Source organism: Streptomyces sp. NPDC059649 (assembly GCF_042734445.1).
Lineage (GTDB): Bacteria > Actinomycetota > Actinomycetes > Streptomycetales > Streptomycetaceae > Streptomyces.
In genome coordinates this window covers 233,303-259,429 of record NZ_JBHWDV010000004.1, presented here as the reverse complement: position 1 = coordinate 259,429, position 26,127 = coordinate 233,303, and the positions used below count along the sequence as shown (strand labels likewise).

The window sequence follows — 26,127 nt, the reverse complement described above, 5'->3', positions numbered from 1 at the left end:
CCCCTCACTTCCGCTTGACCCGCTGCAGCTCGGCGTTGACCTTCCGCACCACGCCCTTCAGCTCACTCTCCGGGTTGGCGCCGTCCTTGATGATCCGGCTCAACGCGTCCTGATAGGCCGTACGGTCCGCCGTCGTCCACAACAGCGGCTCCGCATAGCCGTACTCCGTCGCGAACCGCACCGCGTCCGCGGCCGCCCCCTCCCGCAACCGCTCGGCCTTCTTCGCCAGCGAGATCCGCGCCGGAATATGGAACCCGTACGACAACGCGAAATCCTGCTGGAAATCCGTCCGCTCCACCCACAGCCACTTGGCGAACGCCTTCGCCTCCGCCTTCCTCTTGCTGCGCGCACTGACCGCGGCCCCATAAGCACCCACAGGAACGGACGGCTTGCCGCCGGAGCCGTCCCGGGGAAAGGGCAACACCCCGAAATCGTCCCCCAACGCCTTCTTGATCTGCGGCAGTGCCCACAGCCCCGACCACTGCATGGCGGTCAGCCCCTGAAGGAACGCGGCCGGATCCGACCAGTCCGTAGGGGCGCCCAGCAGCAGCGACTTATCGGCGTACAACTGCCGGATCTTTCCCAGCACCCGCGCCGCAGCCGGATCATCGAATCCGACCTTCCCGTCCTCACTGATCAGACTCAGCCCGGCGGCAAAGAGCGGTGTGCCACTCAGCACACCCACCCCACCGTCATTCCCCAGAAAAAGCCCCTTGGTCTTCTTCGTCGTGAGCTTCCGGGCCGCATCCACCAACTCATCGACGGATGTCGGCGGTTCCACGCCCGCATCCTTCAACGCGCTCTTCCGGTAATAGAGCAGCTGCATGTCGATGACCTGCGGAATGCCCCAGACCTTCCCCTGCCAGATCTTCGGCGCGAGCACCGCCTGGTTGAAGTCGTCCTTCACCGGCTCGACCTCGGCCGTCAGATCGACGACCTGCCCGCCCTGGATCTGGTCCAGCAGCGGCCCGTTGACCTCGAACACGTCCGGCCCCGAGTCGGTGAGCAGCGCGGCGGCCGTCTGCCGGTCGTAGTCCCCGGGCCGCCACTGCACACTGACATGCGCCTTCTTGTACGCCGCCGCATACCGCTTCACGGCCTGCTCGGTCCCCGGCTCCCCGTACTGGTGGTACCACTGACTGATCCCTGCCCCGGAACCGCCGCCTCCGCGACCGGTGTTGGACCCACACGCCGTCGCCAGCGCCGCCGTCAGCGCGACCCCGCCCCCGGCCGCCAGTAACCTCCGCCGCCCGATCCCCGTCATGGCCCACTACCCCCTGCCGTCGTCACCGCCGTCTGCGTCGTGCCGGTGATCGTCGATCACCACACCGTGCGACCGTCCACTCTGCCGCACACCCGTGTCGGGCGCATGGCTTCTCATGGCTTCTCATGGCTTGTCCATGAAGCTTTTTCTACGAGCTTGTCGGCGTCAGCGCCTTCACGGCCGCCTCCACCGCCGCCTCCCAGACGTACGGGTAGCCCTCCACATACATCTCCTGAGAAAGCCCCGGCCCCACCGCACCATCCGGTATCGACACCCTGACCTCCCTCGCGTCCAGCGTGAGCCGATGGGTCACCCAGGAATCGCCGCTCGCATCCGGATCGCTGTGGACGTCCTCGTCCCGCAGCGCCAGCCCCCGCCGCGCGAGCTCGGCCACCAGCCGGTCCCGGTTCTCCCAGATCGTGCGCCGCGCCGCATCGAACGCGGAAAGCTCCTCCACGAGCGCATCCCAGGCATACGGCACCCCGTTGTGCACAACCGCCCAACTCCCGTCCTCCGCGGCCGCCTTCACCACCTCAAGAGGCACGCCCGGCATGACCACGTCCCCCTCGTACCCCGGCGGACACTCGAAGGAGAACTGGAGGCAGTCGGGCCACTCGTCATCCGCCTCCCCGTCCTCCAGCCCCGCCCACGGCTCCTCACACCCACGCTCGACCAGCTCGGCCACCAGCGCCGCCATATTCGCCCGCGCACAGGCCGCCACCTGGTCCTCGTCGGCGAGGATGCTCCCCACGTCGTAGCCCTCGCGACGGGCATCGTCACTGTCAGTCGTCATGTAGCCATTCTGGCCTGGGGCACTGACAATCACCGGGCCGCCGACGTCACATGGCCCCGTTACGACTTCGCCCTCGTGGTCCTGCGGCATACCGGGCGGAGGAGCGTCGACGGGCGACCTGCGTTCTGCCGCCTGAGCGCCGTACGCCACCGGGACCGCTTCCCCGGTGGAAGGTCGACGCCGAGCAGGCGCAGCACCTCGGAGAAGACCTCCTCGGTGGTACGGCCCGCGGCATCCACAAGGATGCTGCCTTCGGTCTGCCGGTGGACGTCCTCCAGGACGGCAACCCCGGCAGCCCCGGAGGCGGCGACGAGATGGGCCCATTTGTCCCCGGGGCCCCAGTCGCGGCACCAAGCAGAGAGACTAGCGGCCGTCGCTTGTGTCGAGGTGGTGTCCAGCCTCTGGTCGCGCTCCGTCAGACCGTTCCTTCTGCTGCTGAGTTCGCGCAAATCCGTTCTGACCCTTTGGGTGATGACTGCACCCGGTGGGGAGTTGAGGAGGCACAAGTCGTGGCAGAGCGGCCGGAAGGCGGTGCGGGAATTGCGATGCCTGCGGTGGTGTGGGGCCGACCTGGTCCCACCCGTAGCCGGGGGTGCCGGCTACGGGACGAAGCGGGCGAGGGACTTCCCCGCCCGCACCGCCGGCCGTTCAGTCGTTCTCGAAGATGTACCTCCAGGCCTCGGACTGTGAGCCGGAGTCGTCGAGCATCCACAGCTCACCACTGACGTGCTGGCGCAGCGCGTACCGTTCGTCCTCGTTGTCGACGGTCGCGGAGATGCGCAGACCGATGAGCCATTGGCCCACCATGGCGAGGAAGGCCTCCAGGGAGGACGCCACCAGCACCCCGTCGACCGGATCCCCCTCGTCCCCGGGGACCCGGAATACCTCTCCGCTGGTCCCGTCCAGGACCACGTACCCGCCCATCCACCGCCCGAGGCTGAGGAACGGGCCCTCGCTCTCGGGGCCTTCGGCCGCATCGTCCGGCCAGGCGAACTCGGTCAGGAATTCCTCGTCGTCCGGGGTGAGCCGCAGTCCTTGCTCGTCGAGCACGGGCACGCCGACGTCGGTCAGCACCTGGCGCGCCCCGTCCTCGGTGAGAGCATCCGGCAGCTGCTCCTCCTTGAGGAGGCGGAAGGCACCCTCGCCCACGACAGCCCGCAGGTCCGCGATCCCGGGCGGTGCGGCGTGCCGCGGGGTGGTCGGTCCCGCCGCCGCGTACGGGCCGGAGAGCGGTGCGCGGTACGGCTTGCCGGCCTCCTCCTGCCATCCCTCGGCAGGCGCCAGGGCGAAGAGCCCGCCGGGGCCGCCCAGGATCGCCAGGTCGCCGATGCTCAGCACCGGGGCGAAGAGCAGGCTCGGGTGCGCCGCGTCGGTGGCCGGGACGGCGGATTCCAGTGCGTCGAGCGTGGTGATCGAACCAGCGGTGCCGGAGTCCTCCGGCCAGCTGAGGGCGGCGTGGAACTCCTCCGGGACGACGGTGTCCTCCGGCCAGGGGCCGGCGAGTGGTTCTCCGGTCCGCGCGTCCCAGATGGTCACTGCCACGTCCGGCGTGCCGAGCGCGGCCACGGCGGGCCGGCCCTGCCAGCGCACCTCGACCGTCTCGCCGACCATGCCCGGTACCAGGAACGACGCGTGGAATCCGCCCGGCGGACGCCAACGGGTCCATACCGCCTTCCAGGGGAGGCGGATCCCCGAGGCGAGGAGTCCGGTCACGAAGTCCTCGTCGCCCCGTGCGGTCGCCATGAGGTGCAGCCACGCTGCCCAGGCGGCCTGGCTGGGCGGCACCACCCCGTAGTCCCAGAGGTACGCGGCGTCGGCCGCGGCAGTGTTGCTGCCGATGCCGCCGTAGTGTGCGCAGCGCGCGGCGTCGAGGAGAGCAGTCTGCGGGACATGGGCGACCAGCTCGCCGCGGGCGACCAGATCATCGAGGGTCTGCGCGGTCCACTTCTGTTCGTGGTCGGCCCGTGCCGCGTGCATGGCCAGACCTCCGGCCGCGTACCTCCCCAGGGGGCCGCTCGCCGCCCACCCGTCGGGGTGGTCGAGTTCCCCTTCCCCGGCGAGCGTCCGCAGCCAGGCCGTCATGTGGCGGTTGACACGGGTCACGGTCTCCGCGGCGGTCTCCTGACGCAGCGCCTCGGCCAGCCCCTCGTCGACGAAGCCGACACCGCCGTCGCGCTCCTCCAGCCACCGGGAGTGCTCCGCCAGGACCGCCCGGAGCGCGTCCTCGCTGACCGGGCTGCCGCCCTCAGCACTTTCTGTGTGCCAGCCCGCCACGAGAGCCGCCCAGGCGCGCAGCGGCACCGTGCGCGGCTCGGCGAGCGCCAGGGCCCGCACCTCGTCCGGCCAGGCGGAGGGTGCGGCACCCGTGTCCGTTCCGTCCGGGGCCTCCAGTCGGAGGCCGGCGTCACCGGAGCGCAGTAGAGCGGGCGCGTCGAGGTGGGCGACCACATGCAGCCCGGTGCGTGCGCACAGCGCCCGCAAGGTGCCGGTCAGCAGCCGCTCCGCCTCGTACGAGCGGCGGGTGCGACCCATCCGGTGCACGTGCGTGAGCAGCACCAACCGCCGTTCCGGGAGGGCACGTACCTCGGAGATCCACCGGAGACCGCCGTGCCGCCAGGCCTCCAGCCCAAGGGCCGACAGCACCTCCCGCAGCAGCTCCTCCGCGGTGCGTTCCGTGGCGTCGATCACGACGCTCGTCGCCACCCGCGCGCCCACGTCCCGCAGCACCTGACCACCGTCGGCCGCTCCTCCACCGCCGACCAGGTTCAACCAGCCCCCCGGCGCCAGCGGATCCGACACGTCCTGCCACCAGCGCAGCAGCCGGTCCGCCGCCTCCTGCGCGGAAACGGATTCCAGCGCCGGGGTGTTACTGGTCATCGCTGCTCTCTCCCTTGACTACGCACCACATCGCGGGCCGGCTGGCCCTGCGGATCCGTCCGGTAGGTCGTGCTGTAGTAGACGGGGAAGGGTGCGCCCTTGTGAAGTCGGCCTGCTGGAACCCGCCTGGCGCAGGAGCTGGTTGACGTGTGCGGTGCTCAGCGGGCGGTCTGCCAGGTTCGGGCGTTGGTGTTTTCGGAGCTCGGTCAGCGCCTGATGCTCCGGCGTGCCCTCTTGGCGGTACGTCTCTGGCCAGGACCCCGCAGGCTTCGCTTGCTCGCGGGAACGGGCACCCGCGGAGACCTCGTTCTGCTCGATGGGGTCGGGCTTCCCGTCCTTCTTGCGGGGCGGGGCGCCGTGGTACGGGTTCTCGCCGTCGGTGGCCCGCTGAGGGCTCTGGCCGACCCCTTGATCCTCGTGGAACGCCTGGCTCATGCGGACTCCCAGGACCGGTTCACTGTCCGGATACTGGGCGTGGGGGCTGATGAGGAACCATGGCTGGGATGCGGGCGCTGCGGTCACTCGGTCCGCCACTCGCCCGTTCACTCATTGTGGAAGACGTAGGACCAGGCGGGTGCGTCGCCTCCGATGCTGTCGATGGCCGATTGCGCGATCGTCACATACTGAGGCAGCAAAAAGGCCTCGAGATCGTTGTGAATGGTCTGCTTGGCGCGGAGGCCGGTGACCCACAGGCCGACCATGGTGAGGAAGGCCTCGACGCTGCGCGCGGCAGGCAGGGCCGCGAGATGCTCCTCATCGGGTTCGGTCGGGATGCGGAGGACGTGACCGGTGGGGCCGTCGACGACGAGTTCGCCGCCCATCCAGAAGCCGATCTGGAAGAACGGCCCGGTCTCCTCCACGGGAGCGACGTCGTCGGGCCAGAAGACCTCGTCCATCACCTCGAAGCGGTAGTCCCCATAGGGGTAAAGCCCCATGCCGCCCTCCCGCATATCGGGGAGACCACATTGGAGCAGTATGCGGCGGGTCGCTTCATCCGTGAGCCCCTCGGGCAGTTCCTCTTCCTCCAGCTCGAATATTTCCTCTTCGCCGTACAGCTCGATGAGGTCCTTCGGGCTGGGCGGCGGGGCATTCACGGGGGTGGTGGGGCCGGCTGCCGCATAAGGCCCGGACAGCGGCTCGGCATTGCCGGACCCGAAACCGCAGAATTCCTCTCCCGGCCGTGGCTCGATCGCGAAGAGTCCGCCCGATCCCGCAAGCACCACCAGGTCGCCGATGGGGAGAGGGGGGCTTTCCAGCAAGGTGGGGTGGGGTCCGCGACCCACGGGGACGCCCGCGTACAGGTCGGCAAACGTGAGTGGACCTGGGCGTCGGCCCGCCTCATCCGGGGAACCGGCGTCGTCCAGGGGCGGCCAGGAGAGAGCGCCCAGATGCCCTTCGGGGATGTCGTCTCCCTGCCAGGGGCCGGCGAGCAATGCACCGGTCTCGGCATCCCAGATCGCGACGTCCGGCCGCTTGCGCTCACAGAGACCGGCAACAGCCGGCCGGCCGTTCCACCGAACTCCGGCCAGTGCCGTCAACGGCATCGTCTGCGCGTAGCTCACGTGGTATCCCCCGGGCGGCCGCCAATGCGTCCACGTGGTTTTCCACGGAAGCTGGACCCCCGACTCGGCGACTGCGGAGGAAAACGGAGTGTCCTTCCGGGCGGTGGCCATGAGGTGCATCAGTGCTGCCCATTCCGACTGATCGGACGGGACCACTCCGTACGACCAGAGATGAATGCCGTCAGCGGCGGCGGAATTGCCCGGTACGCTGCCGCCGAACGCACAGCACGCCGCATCCATCAAGACGGTTTGGGGAATGTTGGCGAGCAATCCCCCTTGGGGGAGCAGCTCTTCCAGCGCTTCGGCCTGTACCGCGTGAGCAGCCAGCCCCGTTGCTGCGTACAGGCCTTCCGGTCCGGCCTGGGCCCATCCCTCCGGGTGCCGGAATTCGTGTGAGGTGTGTTGCAGCCAATCGAAGAGATGCCGGCTGACCCGTCTGATCTCTTCCGGAGGCGTCTCCTCCCGCACCCTCTTTGCTACAGCTTCATCCATCAAGAACACGCCGTGCCGGCCTGCCTGGATCACCTCCGGGCGGTCGTCCACCAGCTGTGACAGCACAGTCTCGGACACCGGTTCAGCGGTCAGCGCCGTCACCAACTCGGCCCAGATCCGCATCGGCACTTCTCGCGGCTCGGCCAAGGCCAGTGCCCGCAGCAGAGGGGAGTCCAGCCCCTCCGTTGTCGCGTTCTCCAGGAGTTGAACGACAACGGTGGCCTGATGGGGAAGAACAGGCGCAGTGGTATGAGCCAGCACGGCCACCTTGCCACTGGCCATCGCCAACCCTGCCAGCGTTCCGGAAATCAAGCGCTCGGGTTCATACGAGCGCCGGGTTCGACCCGCCCTGTGCGCATTGGCGATGAGTACCAGACGCGCTTCGGTGATCTGCCGCAAGGAACTCCGCCAGCGGCTCCTGCTGCCCGGTGAGAGGTTCACTCCAAGAGCGAGCAAGACCCTTTCCTGCACCTCCTCGGCAGTGAGCCCCTGGGCGTCGACGAGCACACTGCCCCCGACGCTCCGATGAACCTCCCGAAGAACGGCCATACCGCCCGCATCGGACGGGTCGAGCAGAAATGCCGGCCGACTGCCGGGGCGACGCTCCCGCCACCAGTCACCGATGAGAGCGACGGCCTCGCGGGATGGCTCCGCTCCGGCGCGCGGCAGCCGGTTCGTGGAGGCAAGGCGCTCTTCATTCACCAGGCAACTCGAGGGTCGGAGGATGAAAGGTGTTAGAGGGCTTAAGGGTTGGGGTGGTGGCGCTTGCGGTAGAGGGCGATGGCTGACTTCGGGGGGAAGTTGGGGACGAAGGTCAGTGCACCGTCGGCCTTGGAGATCACGAGGTGGCTGCCGCCGAAGGAGCGGGGCTCGGTGGGCGGGAACGTGGCGTAGATGAGGTAGCCGATGTCGAATTCCTCGACATGCAGGTCCGCCAGGGTGCCGTCGTGGCAACGGGGCTTGAAACTTGAGCTGGCGATTTCCAGCGCTTCCTCGGGAGTCGCAGGAATCCGGGGTGCTGATTCCGGCGGCGGACCGGTCTCCGGCATGGGGTGTTCCTCCTCGTGGGTCGGGTTCGGTGGGTGTGAATGCGTGCGGGGGCGGGTGCGTGTGGAGGTGGGTGCGGGCTGACGCGCCGGTGTGTGTCAGGGGTTGTGGAAGGCGTACGCCCAGGCGGGGGCTTCGGCTCCGGTCGGGTCGATGTGCCGGTGGGCGGTGAGGACTTGGTGGGGTACGAGGTAGGCCTCGTCGTCGCCGTCGATCAGTTCCTTGGTGAGGTGGCCGGTGATCCACAGCGCGACCATGGTCAGGAAATTCTCCAGGGTCTGTGCTGCCGGCAGGGCCGCGAGGTGTTCCTCATCCGGTTCGGAGGGGATGCGCAGTACGTGGCCGGTGGGTCCGTCGATGACGAGTTTGCCGCCCATCCAGAAACCGATCTGGAAGAACGGGCCGGATTCCGCTGCGGGGGTGATGTCCGACGGCCAGGGGATTTCGTCGAAGACGGCCATGCGGTGATCGCCGAACGGGTAGATGCCCAGGCCGTTTTCATCACTGATCGCGGGCAGACCGCATTCGATGAGTGTGCGGCGCGTCGGTTCGTCCGTCAGCCCCTCGGGCAGCGTGTGTGCCGAGAAGGTGTGGAGGATGTCCGCGCCGTAGATTTCGGCCAGGTCCGCGGGACCGGGCGGAGGAGCGTCGACGGGAGTGATCGCGGAAGCGAGGTCATAGCTTCCCGTGAAGGGCTCCTGTTCCGCGTAATGCGGAAGGGAGAAGGAGCCTGCCTCTGCGGGCTCGGGCTGTGTGGGTTCGATGGCGAAGAGACCGCCGGAACCACCGAGGATCACCTGATTCCCGATGAACAGGGCAGGGCTGCCCAGAAAGAGGTCGTGAACGCTGTCCTCTTCGGACATCGCCTCCTCAAGGTCTTCCACCGATTCCGGGCCGGGAAGGTCATTTTCTGACGCGGACGGCCAGGACAGATCGCCGCGATGCTCCTCGGGGATCTCGTCGTTCCAGGGGCCGGCGAGGTGTTCACCGGTCGCCGCGTCCCAGATGTCCGCGCGTGCCGACTCGGTGTAGAGGCCGGCGACGGCGGGGCGGCCCTGCCATCGGACTTCGGTGAGACCGTCGATACGGCCTGGTGCGAGATAGCGCCAGTGGCAGCCGCCCGGTGGACGCCAATGCGTCCACTTCGCCGCCCAGGGCAGGCGCACGCCGGATGCGGCAATCGCGGCGGCGAAGGCGTGATCGCCCCGGGCGGTGGCCATCAGATGCAGCCAGGACGCCCATTCCTGCTGGTGCGCGGGGATGACGCCGTAGGACCAGAGATAAAGCGCGGCACCGGCGGCGGAATTCCCGGGAATGTCGCCGAGGAATGCGCAGCGCGCGGCATCCATCAGCGTCGTCTGCGGAATATTGGCCAGCGCGCCGCCGTCCCGCAGGAGTTCCGCGAAAAGACTCTGCCGTTCCTCATCGGAAGACCCACCGGCGGCGACGCCGCCCTGTGCGGCGTGCATGGCGAGCCCCGTCGCGGCATAGCGGCCCTCCGGACCGGACTGCGCCCACCCTTCGGCGTGACGGAAATCGGGGGACTTCCGCAGCAGCCATGTGGTCATGTGCCGGTCGACCCGGCTGACTTCTTCTTCCGACGTATCCCGGCGCAATGCCTCCGCCAGGTCCTCGTCGGCGAATGCCACCCCGTGCTCTCCGGACACCAGGTGGTCGGAGAATTCCTCCAACACGCCCCGGAGAACCGACTCGGTGGTCGGCTCCGGGCCCAGCGCCGCGGTGAGTTCGGCCCAGACACGCATCGGCACCACCCGCGGCCGGGCCAGCGCCAGCGCCCGGAGCGGCGCCGGCCGGTCCACCGGGGCGGCATCGTGTCCGTGCTCGGGCCCCTGCAGGTGGAAGACCGTCTTGGGCCTGCGCGGCAGCCGGTCCGGGGTGTGGTGGAGGACCACCACCAACTGGAATCTGCTCAGACTCCTGGCGGCCTGGGACAGCAGCTGATCCGGTTCGGACGAGCCCCGGGTACTGCCCGCCTGGTGGGCGTTGGCGATGAGGACGAGCCGACCTGCGTTCTGCCGCCTGAGAGCCGTACGCCACCGGGACCGCTTCCCCGGTGGAAGGTCGACGCCGAGCAGGCGCAGCACCTCGGAGAAGACCTCCTCGGTGGTACGGCCCGCGGCATCCACAAGGATGCTGCCTTCGGTCTGCCGGTGGACGTCCTCCAGGACGGCAACTCCGGCAGCCCCGGAGGCGGCGACGAGATGAGCCCATTTGTCCCCGGGGCGCCAGTTCTGCCGCCAGGTGGAGATCAGTGCCGCGATTTCCTGACCTGAGACTCCCGGCGGCATCTGATTGCGCTCTGTCACACCGAATCCTCTGACTGCTGGGCCTGCTTGCGCTCTCGCTCCAGCTTAACCATCTGCGCCTGAGTCTTGGACCACAGTTCACCCACGACCTCCAGGTGACCGTGGATTTCGGCGTCGTTGACTTTCTTGTTCTCCAGCCGGACTTTCTCGACCTGCTTTTCTATCTGCTTGTCGGTCAGCCCTTCCTTCTGCAGTTCTTGCTGCTGCTGCGCGGGAGTCAGATCGCTCATTTCGGCGAGCAGCTCGTCCCGTTCCGCCAGGAGTCGCTGGCGTTCCCGAGGGGAATCGTCTCGATATGTGGTGCTGTAGTAGACGGGAACCGCGTCCATGGCCTTGGAGTCCCGGATCGTCTGCGAGCAGTCGGCGTGCCCGGTGTTCCCCGCGCGCAGACCACAGGGCTCCCGCTCCGTGTAGAGGCCGGCGATGGTGTAGGGGCCCTTGGTGCCGTCGGCCCCGTTGATCGCTCCCATCCAGTCCAGCAGGTGTCGTTCGGAATGCCGTGGTGTCACACCGTCGGTCATCGCCGGTGCGGACGAATCGATGACGTAGGTGCTGTTCCCGTCCGCGTCGACCACTTCGATGACCGCGAAGTTCTTGTCCGTGAAGTCCGGGGTGTTGGGGAACGACGCGGCAAGGACCGCATCGATCTTGCTTGGCATCCCGCTCGCTCGGTACTCCACCTGAAGGTTCTTGAAAGCCTTCCCCGAATCGCTCCCCGGGCGCCGGTACGCGGCCGGGAACTTGGGCTTTGCCTCGGTGCGTCGCCTGGCGCCCACTGAATCGTGATGGGTTTCCGCCGGATCGGGGTCGCCGCTGGCCTTCGTGGATCCCTTGTACGGACTTTCATTGCCGGGCATGCGCTCGGGGGCACTGCCGACGGCGTTGTTCGCATGGAAAGAGAGGCTCATTCGCGCGATGGTGGCGACGACCACATGGCGCTGGCCGTCGTTCATTTCGGCGAAGTCCTTGCCGAGGAAGTCCCGGAGCTCCTTTTCCGTGAGGGCGGCCGGGGGGACGTTCTTCTGCTTGAGCTCCTCGAAGGCCTTGTCGTGGGCCTCGGTAGCCTTGCTGACCGCATCCTCGGCGGCCTTGACGGCATCGTGGTGAGCCTGGGTGACCTTGTCCTTGGCCTCATCGCGGCTCTTTTCGGCCGCATTCAGCCTCTGTCGTGCGTCGTCGAGGACCTTCCTCGTGGCATTGACCGGCTGTGTGACCTGCTCGGCGGCGAGACGGCGCTCCGCGGCCAGCCTCAGCAGCTGGGCGAGGGGTGGCTCGACCCTGTGGCCGTCCTTGTCCCTGAGGTCGTTGCCCTCCGAATCCTGGGGAACCTCACACCAGTTCCTGAGGTGGGCATAAACGGGCTCCAGGTCATCGATCCGATAGACCTTGTGGCCGTCCGCATTTTCGTGATCCCGGAGAGCCCCCTGCGAGGCGTCCGCCGGAATGTCGTTGTGAATCTGGTCCTTCGACTCCGGGGCCGGAAGATTCTTGTTCCGCTCCTCGCGGGTGGCATCGGCCCGGTCGTCATCGGGCGTGTGCTGCGTGCCGGCGGGTTCCGCCGGGGCACGGCGAGGTGCTCCCGCCGGGCCTTCGTGGTGGGGGGTGCCGGACAGGCCGGACCGGTCGGCCGGCGAGGGGGTGCTGCGGTCGGTGGGAGAGGCGGTGTCCTGCTTGGTCGGGGAGCCGGTGTCCCGGTGGGGCCGTGCGTTCGGGGACGCGGCGCCGTCGTGGGTGGGACGGCCGGCGGGTATGGGACGGCGGTTGGGGTCGAGCGGGATGGCGAAGACGCCGTGGTCCCCGCTGTGCAGGGGCTGGTCACTGCGCCGACCGGTCTGCGGGTCGACGTAGGTGATCTTGCCGTTGTGGTTGACGACGTTCCACGCGTGGGCGCGGCCGTTGGCGTCCTGGGTGATGACGACGGCCTGGGATCCGTGACCGTTGTCGAGGAGGGTCGTCTCGAGGCGGCGGAACGCGTCGGGGCCGTCACCGTGATCGGTGAAGCGGGCGCCGAGCGTGTTCTCGATGCGGTCGCGGCCGTCGCTCTCACCACGGTCGGACGGGGTGCCGTCGGGGTTGTGGTCCGGAGTACGGGCCGCCGCGACGGTGGGGTGTCCGGAGTAGGTGTCGGCGAAGGAGAGAGCCGCGTCGGGGCAGTTGTTGGTGCGACCCGGCTGGCCGTGGTCCTGGCCGTTGACGTCGTTGACCCAGGTGCCCTCGTTGGGGTCCGGATGGCGCTGCGGAGAGCCGTCCTCGTGGCGCGGGACGCTGTTCTCCAGTGCCTGCTGGTCATGCGGGTCCGGAGGCACCAGGCCACCCGGGTCCCGGTCGTACGGGCGGGTGTCCGAGGCGGGGAAGGTGGGCTCCTGGTGCTCCGCGTCCCGCGGGGGCCCCGAGAACTCTCCGGAGTCGTGGTCGGCGGGGGAGTCCGCGTCCCCGTCCCCGTTCGTTTCGGTGTCCTGGTGCGCTTCGGTGTCCTTGTGCGCGTCGGAGTCCTGAGACGGGTCCTCCGCAGGGCTGTCCGATTCCTGCTCGGAATCCGGGTGCGCGTCCGCGTCCACGTCCGCGTCCACGTCCGCGTCCACGTCCGTGTCGGCGTCCGTGTCCGCGTTGGCGGTCGGGTGGGGCTCCGTGGCCGGGTCGGGTGTGGGGTCCGCGGCTGGGTCGGAGGTGTGCTGCGTGGCCGGGTCGGCGTTGGCGTCGGCGTCCGCAGGGTCCGTGGTGGTGTCGGACGTGGGGTCCGTGGCCGGGTCGGCGTCGGCAGGGTCCGTTGTGTCGGCGGGGGATTGGGCCTTGGGCTCCGACGCCGGCTGTTGTTGCGGGTCGTGCTCGCCGTCGGGCGCCTCCGACGGGTTCGGCGGATCGGCCGCTTCCCCGGAGGTCGGTGCGTCGTCCGAATCCGGGTTGTCGTTGGCGTCGCTGTTGTCGTTGGCGTCGCTGTTGTCGTGGTCGTCGGCGGACTGTTCGGGTGCGTCGGAGTCGGCGTCGGAGTTGGACTCGGCGTCGGAGTTGGCGTCGGGGTCGGCGTCGGAGTCCGCATCCGAATCCCACGAGTAGATCGGGTTGCGGTCGGCGTCCAGGGGGATGGCTACGACGTAACCGGCGTCCAGGTGGATGGGGGTGTCGCTGACCTCGCCGGACTGGGTGTCCACCCAAATGATCTTGCCGTCGTGATTGACGACGTTGAAGGCGTGGCCACCGCCTTCCGGCCAGTAGACGCCGACCACCGCAGCAGAACCGTGTCCGGCGTGCTCCAGATCCGCGGCGATGTTGTCGTACGCCTGGGAGGCGTCGTCACCGAAATCAACGAACGGCGTCCCTGCCCACCGCTCCAGGTTCGCTACGGAGTCGTCCTCCGGCGTCCAGCGGTCGAGCGTTCCGTCGGGATCTGTGTCCAGGGTGCGGGGTGCGGACACCTGCGGGTTGCCGTACCAGCTTTCCAGGAACGAACGGGAGCAGTCGGCACAGTTGTTGGAACGGCCCGGCTGTTCGTGGCCACCGTCGTTCTGGAGCTGGCTCCAGGACCCGAACGGGTCGGCGAAGCGCTCCGGATTGCCGTCGGCATCGCGCGGGTGGGCGTCCTCGAGCGCCTGCTGGTCGCTCGGGTCGGGCCGCTGCAGACCGCCGGGCTCGTAGTCCAGGTTGTCACGGATCGATTCGAGACTCTCGGGCCCGAACGGTTCGGCCTGGTCCTGCTGGTCCGGTGCCTGCTGGTCCGGTGTCTGCTGCTCGGGAGTTCCGTTGTCCGGGGACGGTTGGTCCTGGTGGGACGGGGAATCGTGAGCATCCGCATGCTGCTCGTGATGCTCCGGAGCCGGGCTGTTGTCAGCATCCGATGTGTGGTCCGCCTGCGGCATGCCGAAGTCGCCCTCAGGCCGCGTGCTGGAGGCCGGTTCTTGGTGGCGTGGCTGATTGCCGGGCCGGCCGTCCCGCGTTGCGGGCTGGGCAGGACGACTCTGCTCCGGACGCGAGTCCTGCGATGCCTGCCGATCCGACCGCGGCTGCTGGGTCGGCTGCTGGGTCGAACTCCGGTCCGCCGGCTGGGCCTTTTCCCCCTGATTCGGGCGCGGGTTCTCCGAGCCCGGGGTGCGGGGCGCGCGCTCCGGGGACGGCGAACTGCCGGCGGTGTGGGGTACGCCTGCCGGGTGCTGGGGGTTCTGGAAGTTCTGCGGGTTCTGTGGCTGCTGGGTCTGCTGTGGGTAGTGCGGTGCCTGCTGCTGATACGGGTTGGGCTGCTGCTGCTGCTGCTGCTGTTGTTGCTGCTGGTGCGGTTGCGCGTACGGGTTGGGCTGCTGCTGGTACGGCTGTTGTTGCGCGTACGGGTGCTGCTGCTGGTACGGCCCGGGCTGCTGCTGGTACGGCTGTTGCTGGGCGTAGGGATGCTGCTGCGGTTGCTGCTGGGCGTACGGCTGCTGCTGTGGTTGCTGGGTGTACGGGGTCGGCTGCTGGTGCGGCTGCTGCTGGTTTGGCTGCGGCTGCTGTGCGTACGGGTGCGGCTGCTGCGGCTGCGGCTGCGCGTAAGGGCTTGGCTGCTGGTGCGGCTGCTGGGCGTACGGGTTGGGCTGCTGTTGCTGTTGCTGCTGCGGGTGGGGCTGTTGGGCGTAGGGATTCGGCTGTTGCTGCTGGTACGGGCCGGGCTGCTGCTGTGCGTACGGGTTCGGCTGCTGCTGGTACGGGCTGGGCTGCTGGTGCGGCTGCGCGTACGGGTTTGGCTGCTGGGCGTGGGGGGCCGGCTGTTGCTGGTGAGGCTGGTTGTACGGGCCGGGCTGCTGATGCTGGGGCTGTTGCTGGGCGTACGGGTTCGGCTGCTGCTGCTGCTGGTGGGGCTGCGGCTGCGGCTGGGGCTGCGGCTGCTGATGCTGGGGCTGTTGTGCCTGCTGCTGAGGGTTCGGCTGCGGCTGCTGCTGCGGCTGCTGGGTGTACGGGTGGGGCTGTTGGGGCTGGGGGTGTTGCGGCTGCTGTTGCTGCAGGTTCGGCTGCGGCTGGTGGGGCTGCGGCTGGGGCTGTTGTGCCTGCTGCTGAGGGTTCGGCTGCGGCTGCGGCTGGGGCTGCTGCTGGGGCTGGGGTTGCTGGGCCTGCTGCTGAGGGTTTGGCTGCTGCTGGGGTTGCGGCTGCTGCGGCTGGGGCTGCTGCTGGGTCTGTTGCTGGGGCTGGTGCTGGTTTTGCTGGGGGGTCTGGTTCTGCTGGGTGGTGGGGTCGAAGGGCTGGCGGTTGGCGTCCAGGACGAGGTGCCAGACGCCCTCGGCGCTGGTGTTGATGGGCTGGTGGCTGACCTTGCCGGTCTGGCTGTCGACCCAGACGACCTTGCCGTTGTGGTTGACCGCGTTGAAGACGTGGGCACCGCCGCCGGAACCGTCCGGGTTCTTGGGCCAGGTCACGAGGACGGCCGCGGCTGCGCCGGGGCCGGCCTGGCGGAGTTCGTCGGCTATGCGGTCGTAGCCGTCCTTGGAGTTCGGGCCCGAATTGCGGAACTTCGCGCCCGTGTACTCCTCGATGTTGCGGGTGCCGTCGCGCTCACCTGAAGCGCGGTCGATGCCGCCCTTGCCGTCCGGGTCGTACGTGCGGACCCCGGACACCTGCGGGTTGCCGTACCAGGACTCCATGAAGGAGCGGGTGCAGTCGGCACAGTTGTTGGAGCGGCCGAGGACGCTGGGGCCGCCGTCGTTCTGGAGCTGGGCCCAGGGCTGGAAGGGGTCGTTGAACGCGCGCGGGGTCCCGTCCGGGTTCCGCGGGAAGCTCGCCTCCAGGGCCTGCTGGTCGTGCGGGAACGGCGAGTACAGGCCGCTGGGCTGGTGGTTGAGGCCGATCCGGACGTCGGTGTGGCTGCGGAGGTTCGTGGGCTGGGGAATCGGCGGCTGGTGTTGTTGCTGTGCTGGCTGCTGCGGCTGGTGGGGGGTGGGCTGGGCCTGGTTCTGGGCGTGGGGGGACTGTTGCTGGTGGGGGATCGGCTGCTGGTGCAGGAACGGCTGCTGCTGCTGCTGTTGTTGCTGCTGGGGGTGGGGTTGCTGCGGCTGCGGCTGTGGCTGGTTCTGCGGCTGCTGTTGCGGCTGCGGCTGGTTCTGCGGGGCTTGTTGCTGCGGCTGGTTCTGTGGCTGCTGTTGTTGCGGGTTCGGCTGCTGGGCCTGGGGCTGCTGCTGGTTCGGCTGCTGCTGGGCCTGCTGCTGAGGGTTCGGCTGTTGGTTGGGGGTGGGGGCAGCGGGGGACTGGGCGCCGGGGGTGGTGGGGGCCTGCGCGGGGGTGTCCGTCCGAGGGCGGTCGGAGCGGTTGGTGTTCGGGGCGGGCTGCTGCTGCCCGTCCTGTGGGCGTGACGCGTCAGGGCGCGGCGCCTCTGGGCGTGCCGAGTCCGGGCGGGTGGCGTCGGGACGGGTGGCGTCCGGGCGGGTGCCTTCCGGCCGTGTGGCGTCCGGGCGGGGGTTGTCGTTGCGGGTGGGGGTGGGGGCGCCGGGGGTTTCCGGGCGGGGGGCGTCGTCGCGGCGCGGGCCGTCCAGGCGGGGGTTGTGCGGGGGGCGTTCCGGGGTGGGCTGTTGGGTGTGGTCCTGGACGATCTGGGAGCCGTCGGGGCGGCGGTTGGTGCCGGGCGGCGTGGTGGGGGCGTCCCGGCGGGGGCCGTCCAGACGGCTGTCGTGCGGGGGCGGGGTCTGGTCGCGGCGGGGGCCGTCGAGGCGCGGGTTGTAGGCGGGGCGCTCCGGGGCGGGACGCTGGGTGTGGTCCTGGATCGCCTGGGAACCGTCGGGGCGACGGTTGGTGGGGCGTGCGGACGCGTTTCCGTTGCCGGGGGAGTTCGACTGGGCCTGGTTGGTGGAGGGGGTGGTGGTGCGGGGCGGGGTGTTGGGGGTGGGGGCGTTGGTGGCGCGGGGCGGGGTGCCGGCCGTCGGGGCGCCGGACTGATGGGGGACCGCGCCCATCATCATCGGGCCGTTGGCCTGGGGGGAGTTGGGCTGCGCCTGGGGGGTGCTGGGGGTGGTGTTGGCGGGGGCCGAGTTGGTGGGGTCGGCGGTGTGCTGGGTGGGCGGGGGCAGGGTGGCGGTGCCTGCGGACTGGGTGGTGACGGTGGTGTCGTCGCCGTCCACGGTGGGCATGGGGTCGCCGGGCGCCGGGTCGCGCTGCTGGATGGGCTGGCCGGACGGTGCGTGCTGGACCGGGGCGCCCTGCGGGGTGCTGAGGTGGGGCACGGAGGGGCGGCCGCCGGCGCCGCTGCTGGAGCCGTCGCCGTTGGCGGTGCCGGAACCGTCGTGGGAGCCGGGGGAGTTGTTGCCGTACGAGGGCGGGTTGCCGGCTACCGCGTCGGTGGCCGGGGAGGGGGCCGCCGGGGTCGGCTGGGTGCCGATGTTGTCGGTGTCCGGGCGCGCTGCCTCCGGGGTGGTGTCCCGGGTGGGCTGGGTGCTGATGCCGTCGGTGTCGGGGCGGGCCGCGTCGGGGGTGTTGTCGTGCGCGGGCTGGGTGGTGATGCCCTCGGTGTCCGGGCGCGCGAAGTCGGGGGTGGTGTCCCGGGTGGGGTGAGTGCCGACGCCGTCGGTGTCGGGGCGGGCTGCCTCCGGGGTGGTGTCCCGGGTGGGCTGGGTGCTGATGCCGTCCCGGTCCGGGTGCGCCGCGTCCGGGGTGTTGTCGTGGGTGGGCTGGGTGCTGGCGCCGTCGGTGTCGGGGCGGGAGGTGTCCGGGCCTGCGTCGGGGGTGTGGGAGGGGGACGAGTCGTGGGAGCTGCTGTCGTTGCCGCCCGTGTAGCCCTCGTCGAAGGGGGAGCGCTGGTCCGGGGGCGGCAGCGGCTGGGCCGGGGGGACGTCGGGCCGGGACTGCGAGCCGTTCGGGGAGGAGTCGGAACCACCGTCGGAGGTGGGGGAGTTGCCGGAGTTGTCGGGGTTGTGGGGGGCGTTGTCCGAGGCGGGGGTGGTGTCCGACGGGCGGGGGGTGTGGCTGCCGCCGCCATCGGTGGGGCGGTTGCCGTCCGAGCCGCCGCTGTCCGAGCCGTTGCCGCCGGTGCTGTGGGAGCCGCCGGACGAGTTGTTCGAGGAGCTGCTGCTACCTCCGCCGCCGGAGCTGCTGCCGGTGCCTCCGTCGCTGGAGCCGCCGTCGTGCGAACCGCCGGACCCGGACCCGGACCCGGAACCCGATCCGGAGCCGGAACTTGACCCGGAACCGGATCCCGACCCGGAGCCCGACGACGAGCCGCTGCCCGACCCGGACCCGGACCCAGAGCCACTGCTCTCGCCGCTACCGCTACCGCTGCCACTTTCGCTGCCGCCGTGGTCGCCGTCGCCGCCGTGGCTGTTGCCGTGGCCGGCGGCGGAGTCGAGGCCGCCGCGGGCGCGGTGGCCCGCGCGGTGGCCGGCGCCGTCGCGGAGGCTCTCGCCGAGGGTCTCGCCGGTGTTCTTGATCGCGTCGGTGGCGGCGCTCTGGCCCTCCTTGAGGGTGCGGCCGAGGTTGTAGCCGTTCTGCGCGCCGAAGTTCTGGTTGACGGTCTGGGCGATGATGTCCGAGACCATGGCCTCCAGGGCGGAGATCACCGGCTCCTTGGCGGCCTCCAGGATCGCGTCGAGCAGCTGCTTGGCGACCTCCTTGAGGATCTTGCGGACCATCTCGCGGGTGGCCAGGGTCGCCGCCGCGCCGCCGATTTCCGATAGGCCCAGTGTGAAGGGTGCCGCTGCTTGTGCGGCGATGATTTCGGCCGCCAATATCGCCAATTGGACGATGACGGCGATCTTCATGCCGATGACGAGAGCGGCGGCGGCCTCGAAGGTGAAGGCGATGACCTCCGCCGCCTCACGGGCGTCGTTGAAGTAGCCCGAGCCGCCGCCGAACTTGTCCCATGCCTTGCTGAAGCCCTCGATGGAGTCGCCGGCGTTCTGGCTGAGCACGTTCGACGCGGCGGTCGTGCCGGTGGCCTGGTGGCCCTCGACGTCCGCGGCGAACTGACGCCAGACGTTGGCGCACTCGATCAGCTTGTCCTCGTCGGCGGTGGGCCAGTTGAAGCCGAGCATCTCGAGGACCCACTCAAGAGCGTTCGGCAGCATCATGGACAAGGTGGAGCTCCCCCGTGAAATGTGCGCATATCGGTGTGGTGCGGATGAGGGCCTCGCGTGGAGGCTCGCTCGTCAGAGACCCGACCCGGGGCACACAAGGGTGTGACCCGGCAGGGTGTGTGGTCCGGCTGGGTGTCCGGGATCCGGTTGGTGGACTCGGTGGCTCAGCGGCTCAGTTCTTGGCCGGATACCAGGCGGTCGTGACCACCTCGTCGGGTTGCTGCTGCTTCGTCGGGTCCTGCCAGGCCTGCTTGTTGTCGACGTGCTGCTTCATCAGCGCATCGTTGAAGTCCTCGTTCTCCGCGTGGTTCTTGGACATATCGGTCAGCGCCTTGCCGATTTCCTGGAGCTTCGCGGAGAGGTGGCCCATCGACTCGTACATGCCGTCGCGCACGCCCTCGTAGGCCACGCCGAACTTCTCGCCGATGTCGTCGTCACCCCACGGCGGAGCGCCGTCCTTGCTGTCGAACGTCGTCAGCCCACTCACGAACTGCTGGCCGAACGACTTCTCCTCCGGCTTGGGCGCCTTCGAGGGGTCGGCCGGCGGGCCGGCACCCAGCGCACTCAGGCCGTTCATCAACCGCGCCACGGACTGGTAGAAGTCCTCGCCGAGCTTGGTGAAGTTCGTGCCCTCGGCTTTGAGGGACTCCACATCGGTCTGGAAACCGCCTGCTCCGGCCACAACGCCCCCCGCGTTCGTAATGGTTGCTCAATGAGATGTTCAAGGTAAAGCTTAGCTGTCGCCGCTGACATACCGACAGGTGCTGCCGGCCCGGCTCCGCCCTGGCCTCAGGCCTCGGAAGACGGGCGGTAGATGCGGTGGTAGAGCTCCGCGGCCTCGGCCGGGGGGAAGTTGGGCAGGAAGGTCACGTCGCCGTTCTCCTTGTTGATGACGACGTTGCTTCCGCCGGGCGAGGAGGGCGGGGCGGTGGGGTCGTCGGGGAGCGGCCAGCCGGCGTAGATGAGGTAGCCGACGTCGAATTCGTGGACGTGCAGGCTGGCGGGCCCGTCGGGCGAGCCGACCTCGGGGAAGTGGGCGCGGCCGATTTCGAGCGCTTCGTCCGCGTTCGCCGGGACGGGTCGGGGGCCCTCGTCCGCCATCTGCGGGGGCAGCGGCGGAGGCGTGGGCGGCAGAGACCCGTTGCCCCCGGCTACCGGCGGATTGCCTGCGGGCGGAGTGCTTCCGGCCGGGTTGCCCCCCGGCAGGCCGCTCGCCGTCGGGTCGCTTCCCGTTTGGTCGGAATCGGTCATGTCGCTGTCTCCTGGGCGCTGATCCTGTCGATGACGGTCAACTTAACTCACGCACTGGTGGCCTGATTGGTTCGCCCGAGAGCATGATCGCCCGCTGACCGCCGGCTGATCGCCCGCTGATCGCCCGGAGCGTCCGCTGCCGGCCGCTCACTCGAAGTTGACCAGCGACAGCCAGAACTCCAGCAGCTCCGCATCGCCGTTGACCGTGAAGACCTCCTGGTCGGAGGAGCGGCGGCCGTACATGAGGAGCAGCAGGTCGGTCAGCGGGGCGCTGACGGAGACGGCGGCCGGCTCCTTGGCGCGCCGCCAGGCCAGGGCGTCGCCGGTGAGGTCGACGAGCCAGTCGGCGGCGGCCTCCGGCGGGGTGTCCGTGGCGTGGAAGTGGAGGGTACGGCCGGGGGCCAGGAGGGCGCGGCGGTCCGGGTGGTAGTCGAACATCTCGGGCAGCGAGCCGAGTTCCATCCACTCGTCCAGGGCGTCGAGGGCGACCGGCTGGGTGACGGAGAAGTCGGTGTTCAGGGCGAGGGCGGCGTCGGCCCGGTGGATGACCGTCTCGTGGCACATACGGCGCGCGAAGAAACGGGGGCTCCCGGAGGGCAGCGGGGTCCAGATACGGGCGTCCGGGCCGGCGGTGCGGAGCGTCGCGGCCAGCAGCTCCGCGCCGTCGATGAGCCAGCCGGCGAGGGCGACCGGGGGCTCGGTGGTGTCCCGGGAGAGGACGCGGAGGGCGGTGTCGGGCGGGGGTGCGGTGGCCCGGGTCCGTACGATCTCTGCCACCCAGCGGTGGGCCTCGCCCAGGTGCCGCAGCAATTGGGCGAGGTTCCAGTCCGGACAGGACGGGACGACGGGGCCGAGGTCCGTGCCCTCCTTGAGGTCGGAGCCCAGCAGGAGGGCCTGGGTGACGATTTCGGTGCAGTGACTGTCGTAATCCATCACGGGGGGCATGACGTCACCGTAGGGGGCGTCACTGACAGGGACCGGCTACGACGTGACCGATGGTCATTCCCGACACCGACCGGCTACGACGTGACCGATGGACTCATTACCGACACCGACCGGCTACGACGGTGCCGTCAGTCGGAACCGCAGCCGGCAGATCACCGCGTCCGTGTCGCGGCGGATCGCGTGGGCGACGACCGCGCCGCGCTGGTTCTGCAGCAGCCGCTGCCACAGGCGGGCCGGCTCGGCCTCCGGGATGAGGACGGTGATGCGGGTGCCGGGCCGGCGGGCGGTCAGGTCGGTGACGTAGTCGGCGATGGGGCGGCCGAGGGAGCGGGTCGTCGAGGGCAGTTCGAGGAGCTCCACGCCGGGGTTCCACAGCTCCCAGTCGCGGCGCAGCGCCTCGGTGGCCGGCCGGTCCTCGGGGGTGCCGTAGGTGACGGTGACCGCCACCACCTCGTTCCCGAGGGACACCGCGGCGTTCAGGGCCTCGCAGGTCAGCCGGGACAGGTGCGAGACCGGGACGATGACGAGGGAGTGGGCGCGGCGCGGGGGCTCGGGGATCCGGCCGAGGCCCAGGCGGTCGCCGATCCGTCCGTAGGCGCGGTGCACCGCCTCGAAGGCGAGGACCAGTACGGGCAGGGCGATGACGATGAGCCAGGCCCCCTCGGTGAACTTGGTGGCGGTCACGACCAGCGCCGAGACGCCGGTGAGCAGCGCCCCGAACCCGTTCAGCAGGGCCTTGCCGCGCCAGCCGGCGGAGCGTTCCCGGCGCCAGTGCCGGACCATGCCGACCTGGCAGAGGGTGAAGCCCACGAAGACGCCGATGGCGAAGAGCGGGACGAGCGTGTTGACGTCGCCGCCGGAGAGGGCGAGGAGGACCGCGGCGGCCAAGGCCAGGGCGAGCACACCGTGCCGGTGGACCTGGCGGTCCGCCTTCAGGCCGAAGACGTGCGGCAGGTAGTTGTCCCGGGCGAGCAGGCCCATCAGGACGGGCAGGCCGCCGAAGGAGGTGTTCGCGGCGAGCGCGAGGAGCACCATGGTGGCGAACTGGACGACGTAGAACGCCCAGTTGTGGCCGAGCGAGGCGTCCGCGAGCTGGGCGAGGACGGTGACGCCCTCGACCGGCTGGAGGTGGAACCGGCCGATCAATACGGACAGACCGATCAGCATGACGCCGAGCAGGGCCCCGAGCGCGACCTCGGTGCGCTGCGCCCGCTTGGCGGCCGGCGCCCGGAAGGACGGCACCGCGTTCGCCACCGCTTCGACACCGGTCAGCGCCGAACAGCCGGCCGCGAACGCCTTGAGCAGCAACAGGGCGCCCACGGCGGTGGCGTTGTGGGCGACGACGGAGGCGTGGCCGGCGGCGGTGACGGTGGACGCGGGGGCGTCGCGGAGGAGGCCGACCACCACCATCGCCAGGATGGCGCCGATGAAGACCGCGGTGGGAACGAGGAACGCCTTGGCCGAGTCGACGATGCCGCGCAGATTGACGCCGGTGATCAGGACCAGAACGGCCAGGCAGATGCCCACCCGGTCGGCGTAGAGGCCGGGGGAGGCCGAGGTGAGCGCGGCCACGCCGGCCGTCACGGACACCGCGACGTTGAGGACGTAGTCGAGGACGAGGGAGGCCGCGGCGACCAGGGCGGCGCGGCGGCCGAGGTGGGTCCGGGCCACCGCGTACGAGCCGCCGCCGTTCGGGAAGGCGGCGATGACCTGCCGGTACGACGCGACCAGGACGGCCAGCAGGGCGGCGATGGCGAGCGTCACCGGGAGCGTGAAGCCGAGCCCGTAACCACCCGCCGCGGCCAGGACCAGCACGATCGACTCGGGGCCGTACGCGACGGAGGCCATGGCGTCGAGGGAAAGGGCGGCCAGGCCCTGCAGCGCGGTGAGGCGGTGGCGGGCGTCGGGGTCGGGGGCGGGCGCGGGGTCGGTGTCGAGGTCGGGGTCGGCGTCCGTAGTGGTCACGCCGGGGGTGAGGGCACCTGGGGTGACGACACCTGGGGCGAGGGCACCCGGGGTGGGGGCGTCGGAGGCGAGGGCACCACGGGCGGTATCCGGGGGTTCCTCCGGGCGGCCATCGGGCTGGGACACCGTCGACATCGTTCGTCGTACCTCCGTGCGGTGCGGTGCGGGGCAGTGCGGTGCGGGCAGTGCGCTCTGTGGCGCGGTGCACCGTGCTGAGCCGGTTGTGCTGCGCTGTCTGCTGTCTGCTGTCTGCTGGATGTTGGATGCTGGACCAGGCCAGCGTGCGGGCCGTTGTGGACGCCGACGAGCGGCCTTGGCGGCCCCTTGGCGCCCGAAAGGGCGTTCTTTACGGGACGTTGACGCCTGGGCTGCCGCCACCCGAAGGCGGGCATGCGTCGCGCCCGTACGGCCGGATCCCGCGCCCCGTGTGGCCGCTTTCCGGCGCCCCCGTCAACGACGCGTCATCGTCGCGTCATCGCCACGTCAAGGTTCGGGGCGGTCGCATCAGTGCCCTGTAAACGCCTGGGGAGGGCCCGGTGCGCCGCCCTAGCGTCGAGGCATGGGACGGCGACGGGGCCTGGGGCCCGGCTTCACTACGGACGGGGACGGTAACGGGGACGGGGACGGGAACAGCAATGGCAAGGGGGGAGGGGACGGCAACGGGGGAGGGGACGGCGGGGGCGAGGGCCGGGGACGACGGGTCGCGCGGCGGTGGCAGCCGGTCGCCCGGTCGGCGATCCCCCCTCCCCTGCCCGCCAACAGGACCGTGCACGACCGGACCTGGCTGCCCGAATTGCGCGCCGCGCTCTGCTGCACGGTCGGGCTGCTCGTCGTCATGCTGTTGGTCGACCTCGCCAACGGGACGCTCACACCGTGGCGCGCCGGGTGTTGGGTGGCCGTCGCGCTGGTGCTGTTCGCGGTGCTCTTCCCGCCGCGGGTGACGGCCGGCGACGGCTGGCTGAGGTCCCGCGGGCTGGTGCGCGGGCACCGGGTCGAGACCGACCAGCTCGTCGTCGTACGGCGCACCGACGGGATGGCGCCGCGGCTGGTGCTCCGCGACGCCCGGGGCGGCCGGGTCGAGCTGGACCCCAAGGTCCTCAGTGCCAACCCCGTGCTGTGGCACCGTCTCGACCAGGGGGTCCGCCGCTCCCGTGAGCGCGGATTGTTGCGCTGCGGCGCGGCGACGCTCCGGACGCTGGCGGACCGGATCGACCAGGACGGCGCACGGGCGGTGTTCGAGGCGTCCGGTCTGGAGTGAACGCCGACAGCTCTGGAGTGAGCGCCTACAGCTCTGGAGTGAGCGCCTACAGCTCTGGAGTGAACGCCAACAGCTCTGAAGAGAGCGCCGACGGCTGGTGCGTAAGCCCCCGGAGTGAGTGAGCTTCCGGACCGGAGTGAGCGCTCAGCCGGACGTGCGGGTCGCGCTGAAGTCGTAGTGCACGCCGGTCAGTTGCTCCGAGGCGGCCCAGAGTCGCTTGCCGTTCGCGTCGTTCTTCGTCCAGGGGGCGCGGAAGGACTGTGCCGGGGCGCCGCGCAGCCCGTTGCGCGGGCCGATGAAGGAGTCCGGTCGCATGTGCGGGGCGGTGGCGGCGCAGAGGGTGCCCAGCGCGCCGCCCTCCGCGGGCTGCGCGATCAGCCGGTTGCCCAGCTCGATGGCCCGTTCCGTCGAGCTGCGGCCCTCCATCCGGGCGCCCGCGGTCTGCAGATTGGTGGCCGCGTAACCGGGGTGCGAGACGGCCGCGACGAGCGGCGAACCGGCCGCCGCGAGCCGTCGGGTCAGCTCATGGACGAAGAGCAGATTGGCGGTCTTGGAACGGCCGTAGGCGATCCAACGCCGGTACGAGCGCTCGCTGTTGAGGTCGTCGTGGTCCAGGTCGGCGAGCGCGTGCAGCATGCTGGAGACGGACACGATCCGGGCTCCCGGGGTGGCCAGCAGCCGGGGCAGCAGCAGTCCGGTGAGCGCGAAGTGGCCGAGGTGGTTGGTGCCGAACTGCATCTCGAAGCCGTCGGCGGTGGTGCGGTACGGCAGCGCCATCACACCCGCGTTGTTGATGAGCAGGTCGAGGCGGTCGCCGGTGACGTCGTGGAGGGTGGCCGCGAAGTCCCGTATGGAGGACAGGTCGGCGAGGTCGAGCGGACGGAACTCCGCGTCGGCGCCGGGGACTTCGCACCGCAGTCGGTCCAGGGCCGCCTTGCCGCGCGAGGTGTTGCGGCAGGCCAGCACCACACGGGCGCCACGGCGCGCCAGTTCGCGCGCGGTGATGTAGCCGATGCCGCTGTTCGCGCCCGTGACGACGGCCGAGCGGCCGGTCTGGTCGGGGATGTGGCTGGTGTTCCACCGGGTCACGCCTGCACTCCTCCCTACGGGGCCGGCGGCCGAGGGTAGGTGGACCAGCGGCCGACGAGCCGACGGATCATTCAGCCTACGCCCGAGTAGCCCGGCGCACGGCGGGGCCCCCGGGTTCGCCCGCGCGGGGCTCGTCGGGCCGGGTGCGGCAGTCGTCGGCCCTCGTCACCCGTCACCGGCCACCCGTCACCGGCCACCCGTCACCGGCCACCCGTCACCGGCCCACCCGTTACCGGCCACCCG

Annotated in this window: 13 protein-coding genes; 1 reads left to right on the top strand and 12 read right to left on the bottom strand. The window is 70.3% G+C overall.

Going from position 1 to position 26,127, the window contains the following annotated elements:
* Window positions 1-4: 4 nt before the first annotated feature.
* The 11 genes from ACFV1J_RS09230 to ACFV1J_RS09180 form a co-directional block, all read right to left on the bottom strand.
* The gene (locus ACFV1J_RS09230; protein ID WP_385856652.1) at window positions 5-1,264 is read right to left on the bottom strand and encodes an ABC transporter substrate-binding protein; all 1,260 of its coding nucleotides are present in this window, start codon (window positions 1,262-1,264) and stop codon (window positions 5-7) included.
* A gap of 148 nt (window positions 1,265-1,412) precedes the next feature.
* Window positions 1,413-2,057: a hypothetical protein gene (locus tag ACFV1J_RS09225; RefSeq protein ID WP_385856651.1), complete on the bottom strand. Its 645-nt coding sequence runs from the start codon at window positions 2,055-2,057 to the stop codon at window positions 1,413-1,415.
* A 648-nt stretch (window positions 2,058-2,705) separates the two neighbouring features.
* Complete coding sequence (locus ACFV1J_RS09220) at window positions 2,706-4,934, bottom strand: SUKH-4 family immunity protein (protein ID WP_385856650.1); 2,229 nt, start codon at window positions 4,932-4,934, stop codon at window positions 2,706-2,708.
* Window positions 4,935-5,476: 542 nt separating this feature from the next.
* Window positions 5,477-7,690 (bottom strand): SUKH-4 family immunity protein, encoded by a 2,214-nt coding sequence (locus tag ACFV1J_RS09215; RefSeq protein ID WP_385856649.1) that lies wholly within the window; start codon window positions 7,688-7,690, stop codon window positions 5,477-5,479.
* Window positions 7,691-7,731: 41 nt separating this feature from the next.
* Entirely contained in the window at window positions 7,732-8,037 is a 306-nt protein-coding gene (locus tag ACFV1J_RS09210) for a hypothetical protein (RefSeq protein ID WP_385856648.1), read from the bottom strand.
* A gap of 96 nt (window positions 8,038-8,133) precedes the next feature.
* The gene (locus ACFV1J_RS09205; protein ID WP_385856647.1) at window positions 8,134-10,362 is read right to left on the bottom strand and encodes an SUKH-4 family immunity protein; all 2,229 of its coding nucleotides are present in this window, start codon (window positions 10,360-10,362) and stop codon (window positions 8,134-8,136) included.
* Entirely contained in the window at window positions 10,359-19,370 is a 9,012-nt protein-coding gene (locus ACFV1J_RS09200; RefSeq protein WP_385856742.1) for a toxin glutamine deamidase domain-containing protein, read from the bottom strand. Before ACFV1J_RS09200 ends, ACFV1J_RS09205 begins: the two co-directional genes overlap by 4 nt.
* Window positions 19,371-19,548: 178 nt before the next feature.
* The gene (locus ACFV1J_RS09195; RefSeq protein WP_385856646.1) at window positions 19,549-20,028 is read right to left on the bottom strand and encodes a hypothetical protein; all 480 of its coding nucleotides are present in this window, start codon (window positions 20,026-20,028) and stop codon (window positions 19,549-19,551) included.
* A 137-nt stretch (window positions 20,029-20,165) separates the two neighbouring features.
* The gene (locus ACFV1J_RS09190) at window positions 20,166-20,627 is read right to left on the bottom strand and encodes a hypothetical protein (protein WP_385856645.1); all 462 of its coding nucleotides are present in this window, start codon (window positions 20,625-20,627) and stop codon (window positions 20,166-20,168) included.
* 147 nt (window positions 20,628-20,774) lie between these two features.
* Window positions 20,775-21,572: a maleylpyruvate isomerase family mycothiol-dependent enzyme gene (locus ACFV1J_RS09185; protein ID WP_385856644.1), complete on the bottom strand. Its 798-nt coding sequence runs from the start codon at window positions 21,570-21,572 to the stop codon at window positions 20,775-20,777.
* 114 nt (window positions 21,573-21,686) lie between these two features.
* The gene (locus ACFV1J_RS09180) at window positions 21,687-23,672 is read right to left on the bottom strand and encodes an APC family permease (protein ID WP_385856643.1); all 1,986 of its coding nucleotides are present in this window, start codon (window positions 23,670-23,672) and stop codon (window positions 21,687-21,689) included.
* A gap of 631 nt (window positions 23,673-24,303) precedes the next feature.
* Between ACFV1J_RS09180 and ACFV1J_RS09175 the strand changes: the two genes are divergently transcribed.
* Window positions 24,304-24,795: a hypothetical protein gene (locus ACFV1J_RS09175; RefSeq protein ID WP_385856642.1), complete on the top strand. Its 492-nt coding sequence runs from the start codon at window positions 24,304-24,306 to the stop codon at window positions 24,793-24,795.
* Between the two features lie 144 nt (window positions 24,796-24,939).
* Here ACFV1J_RS09175 and ACFV1J_RS09170 read toward each other — a convergent pair whose 3' ends face one another.
* Window positions 24,940-25,884: an oxidoreductase gene (locus tag ACFV1J_RS09170; RefSeq protein ID WP_385856641.1), complete on the bottom strand. Its 945-nt coding sequence runs from the start codon at window positions 25,882-25,884 to the stop codon at window positions 24,940-24,942.
* Window positions 25,885-26,127 lie beyond the last annotated feature (243 nt).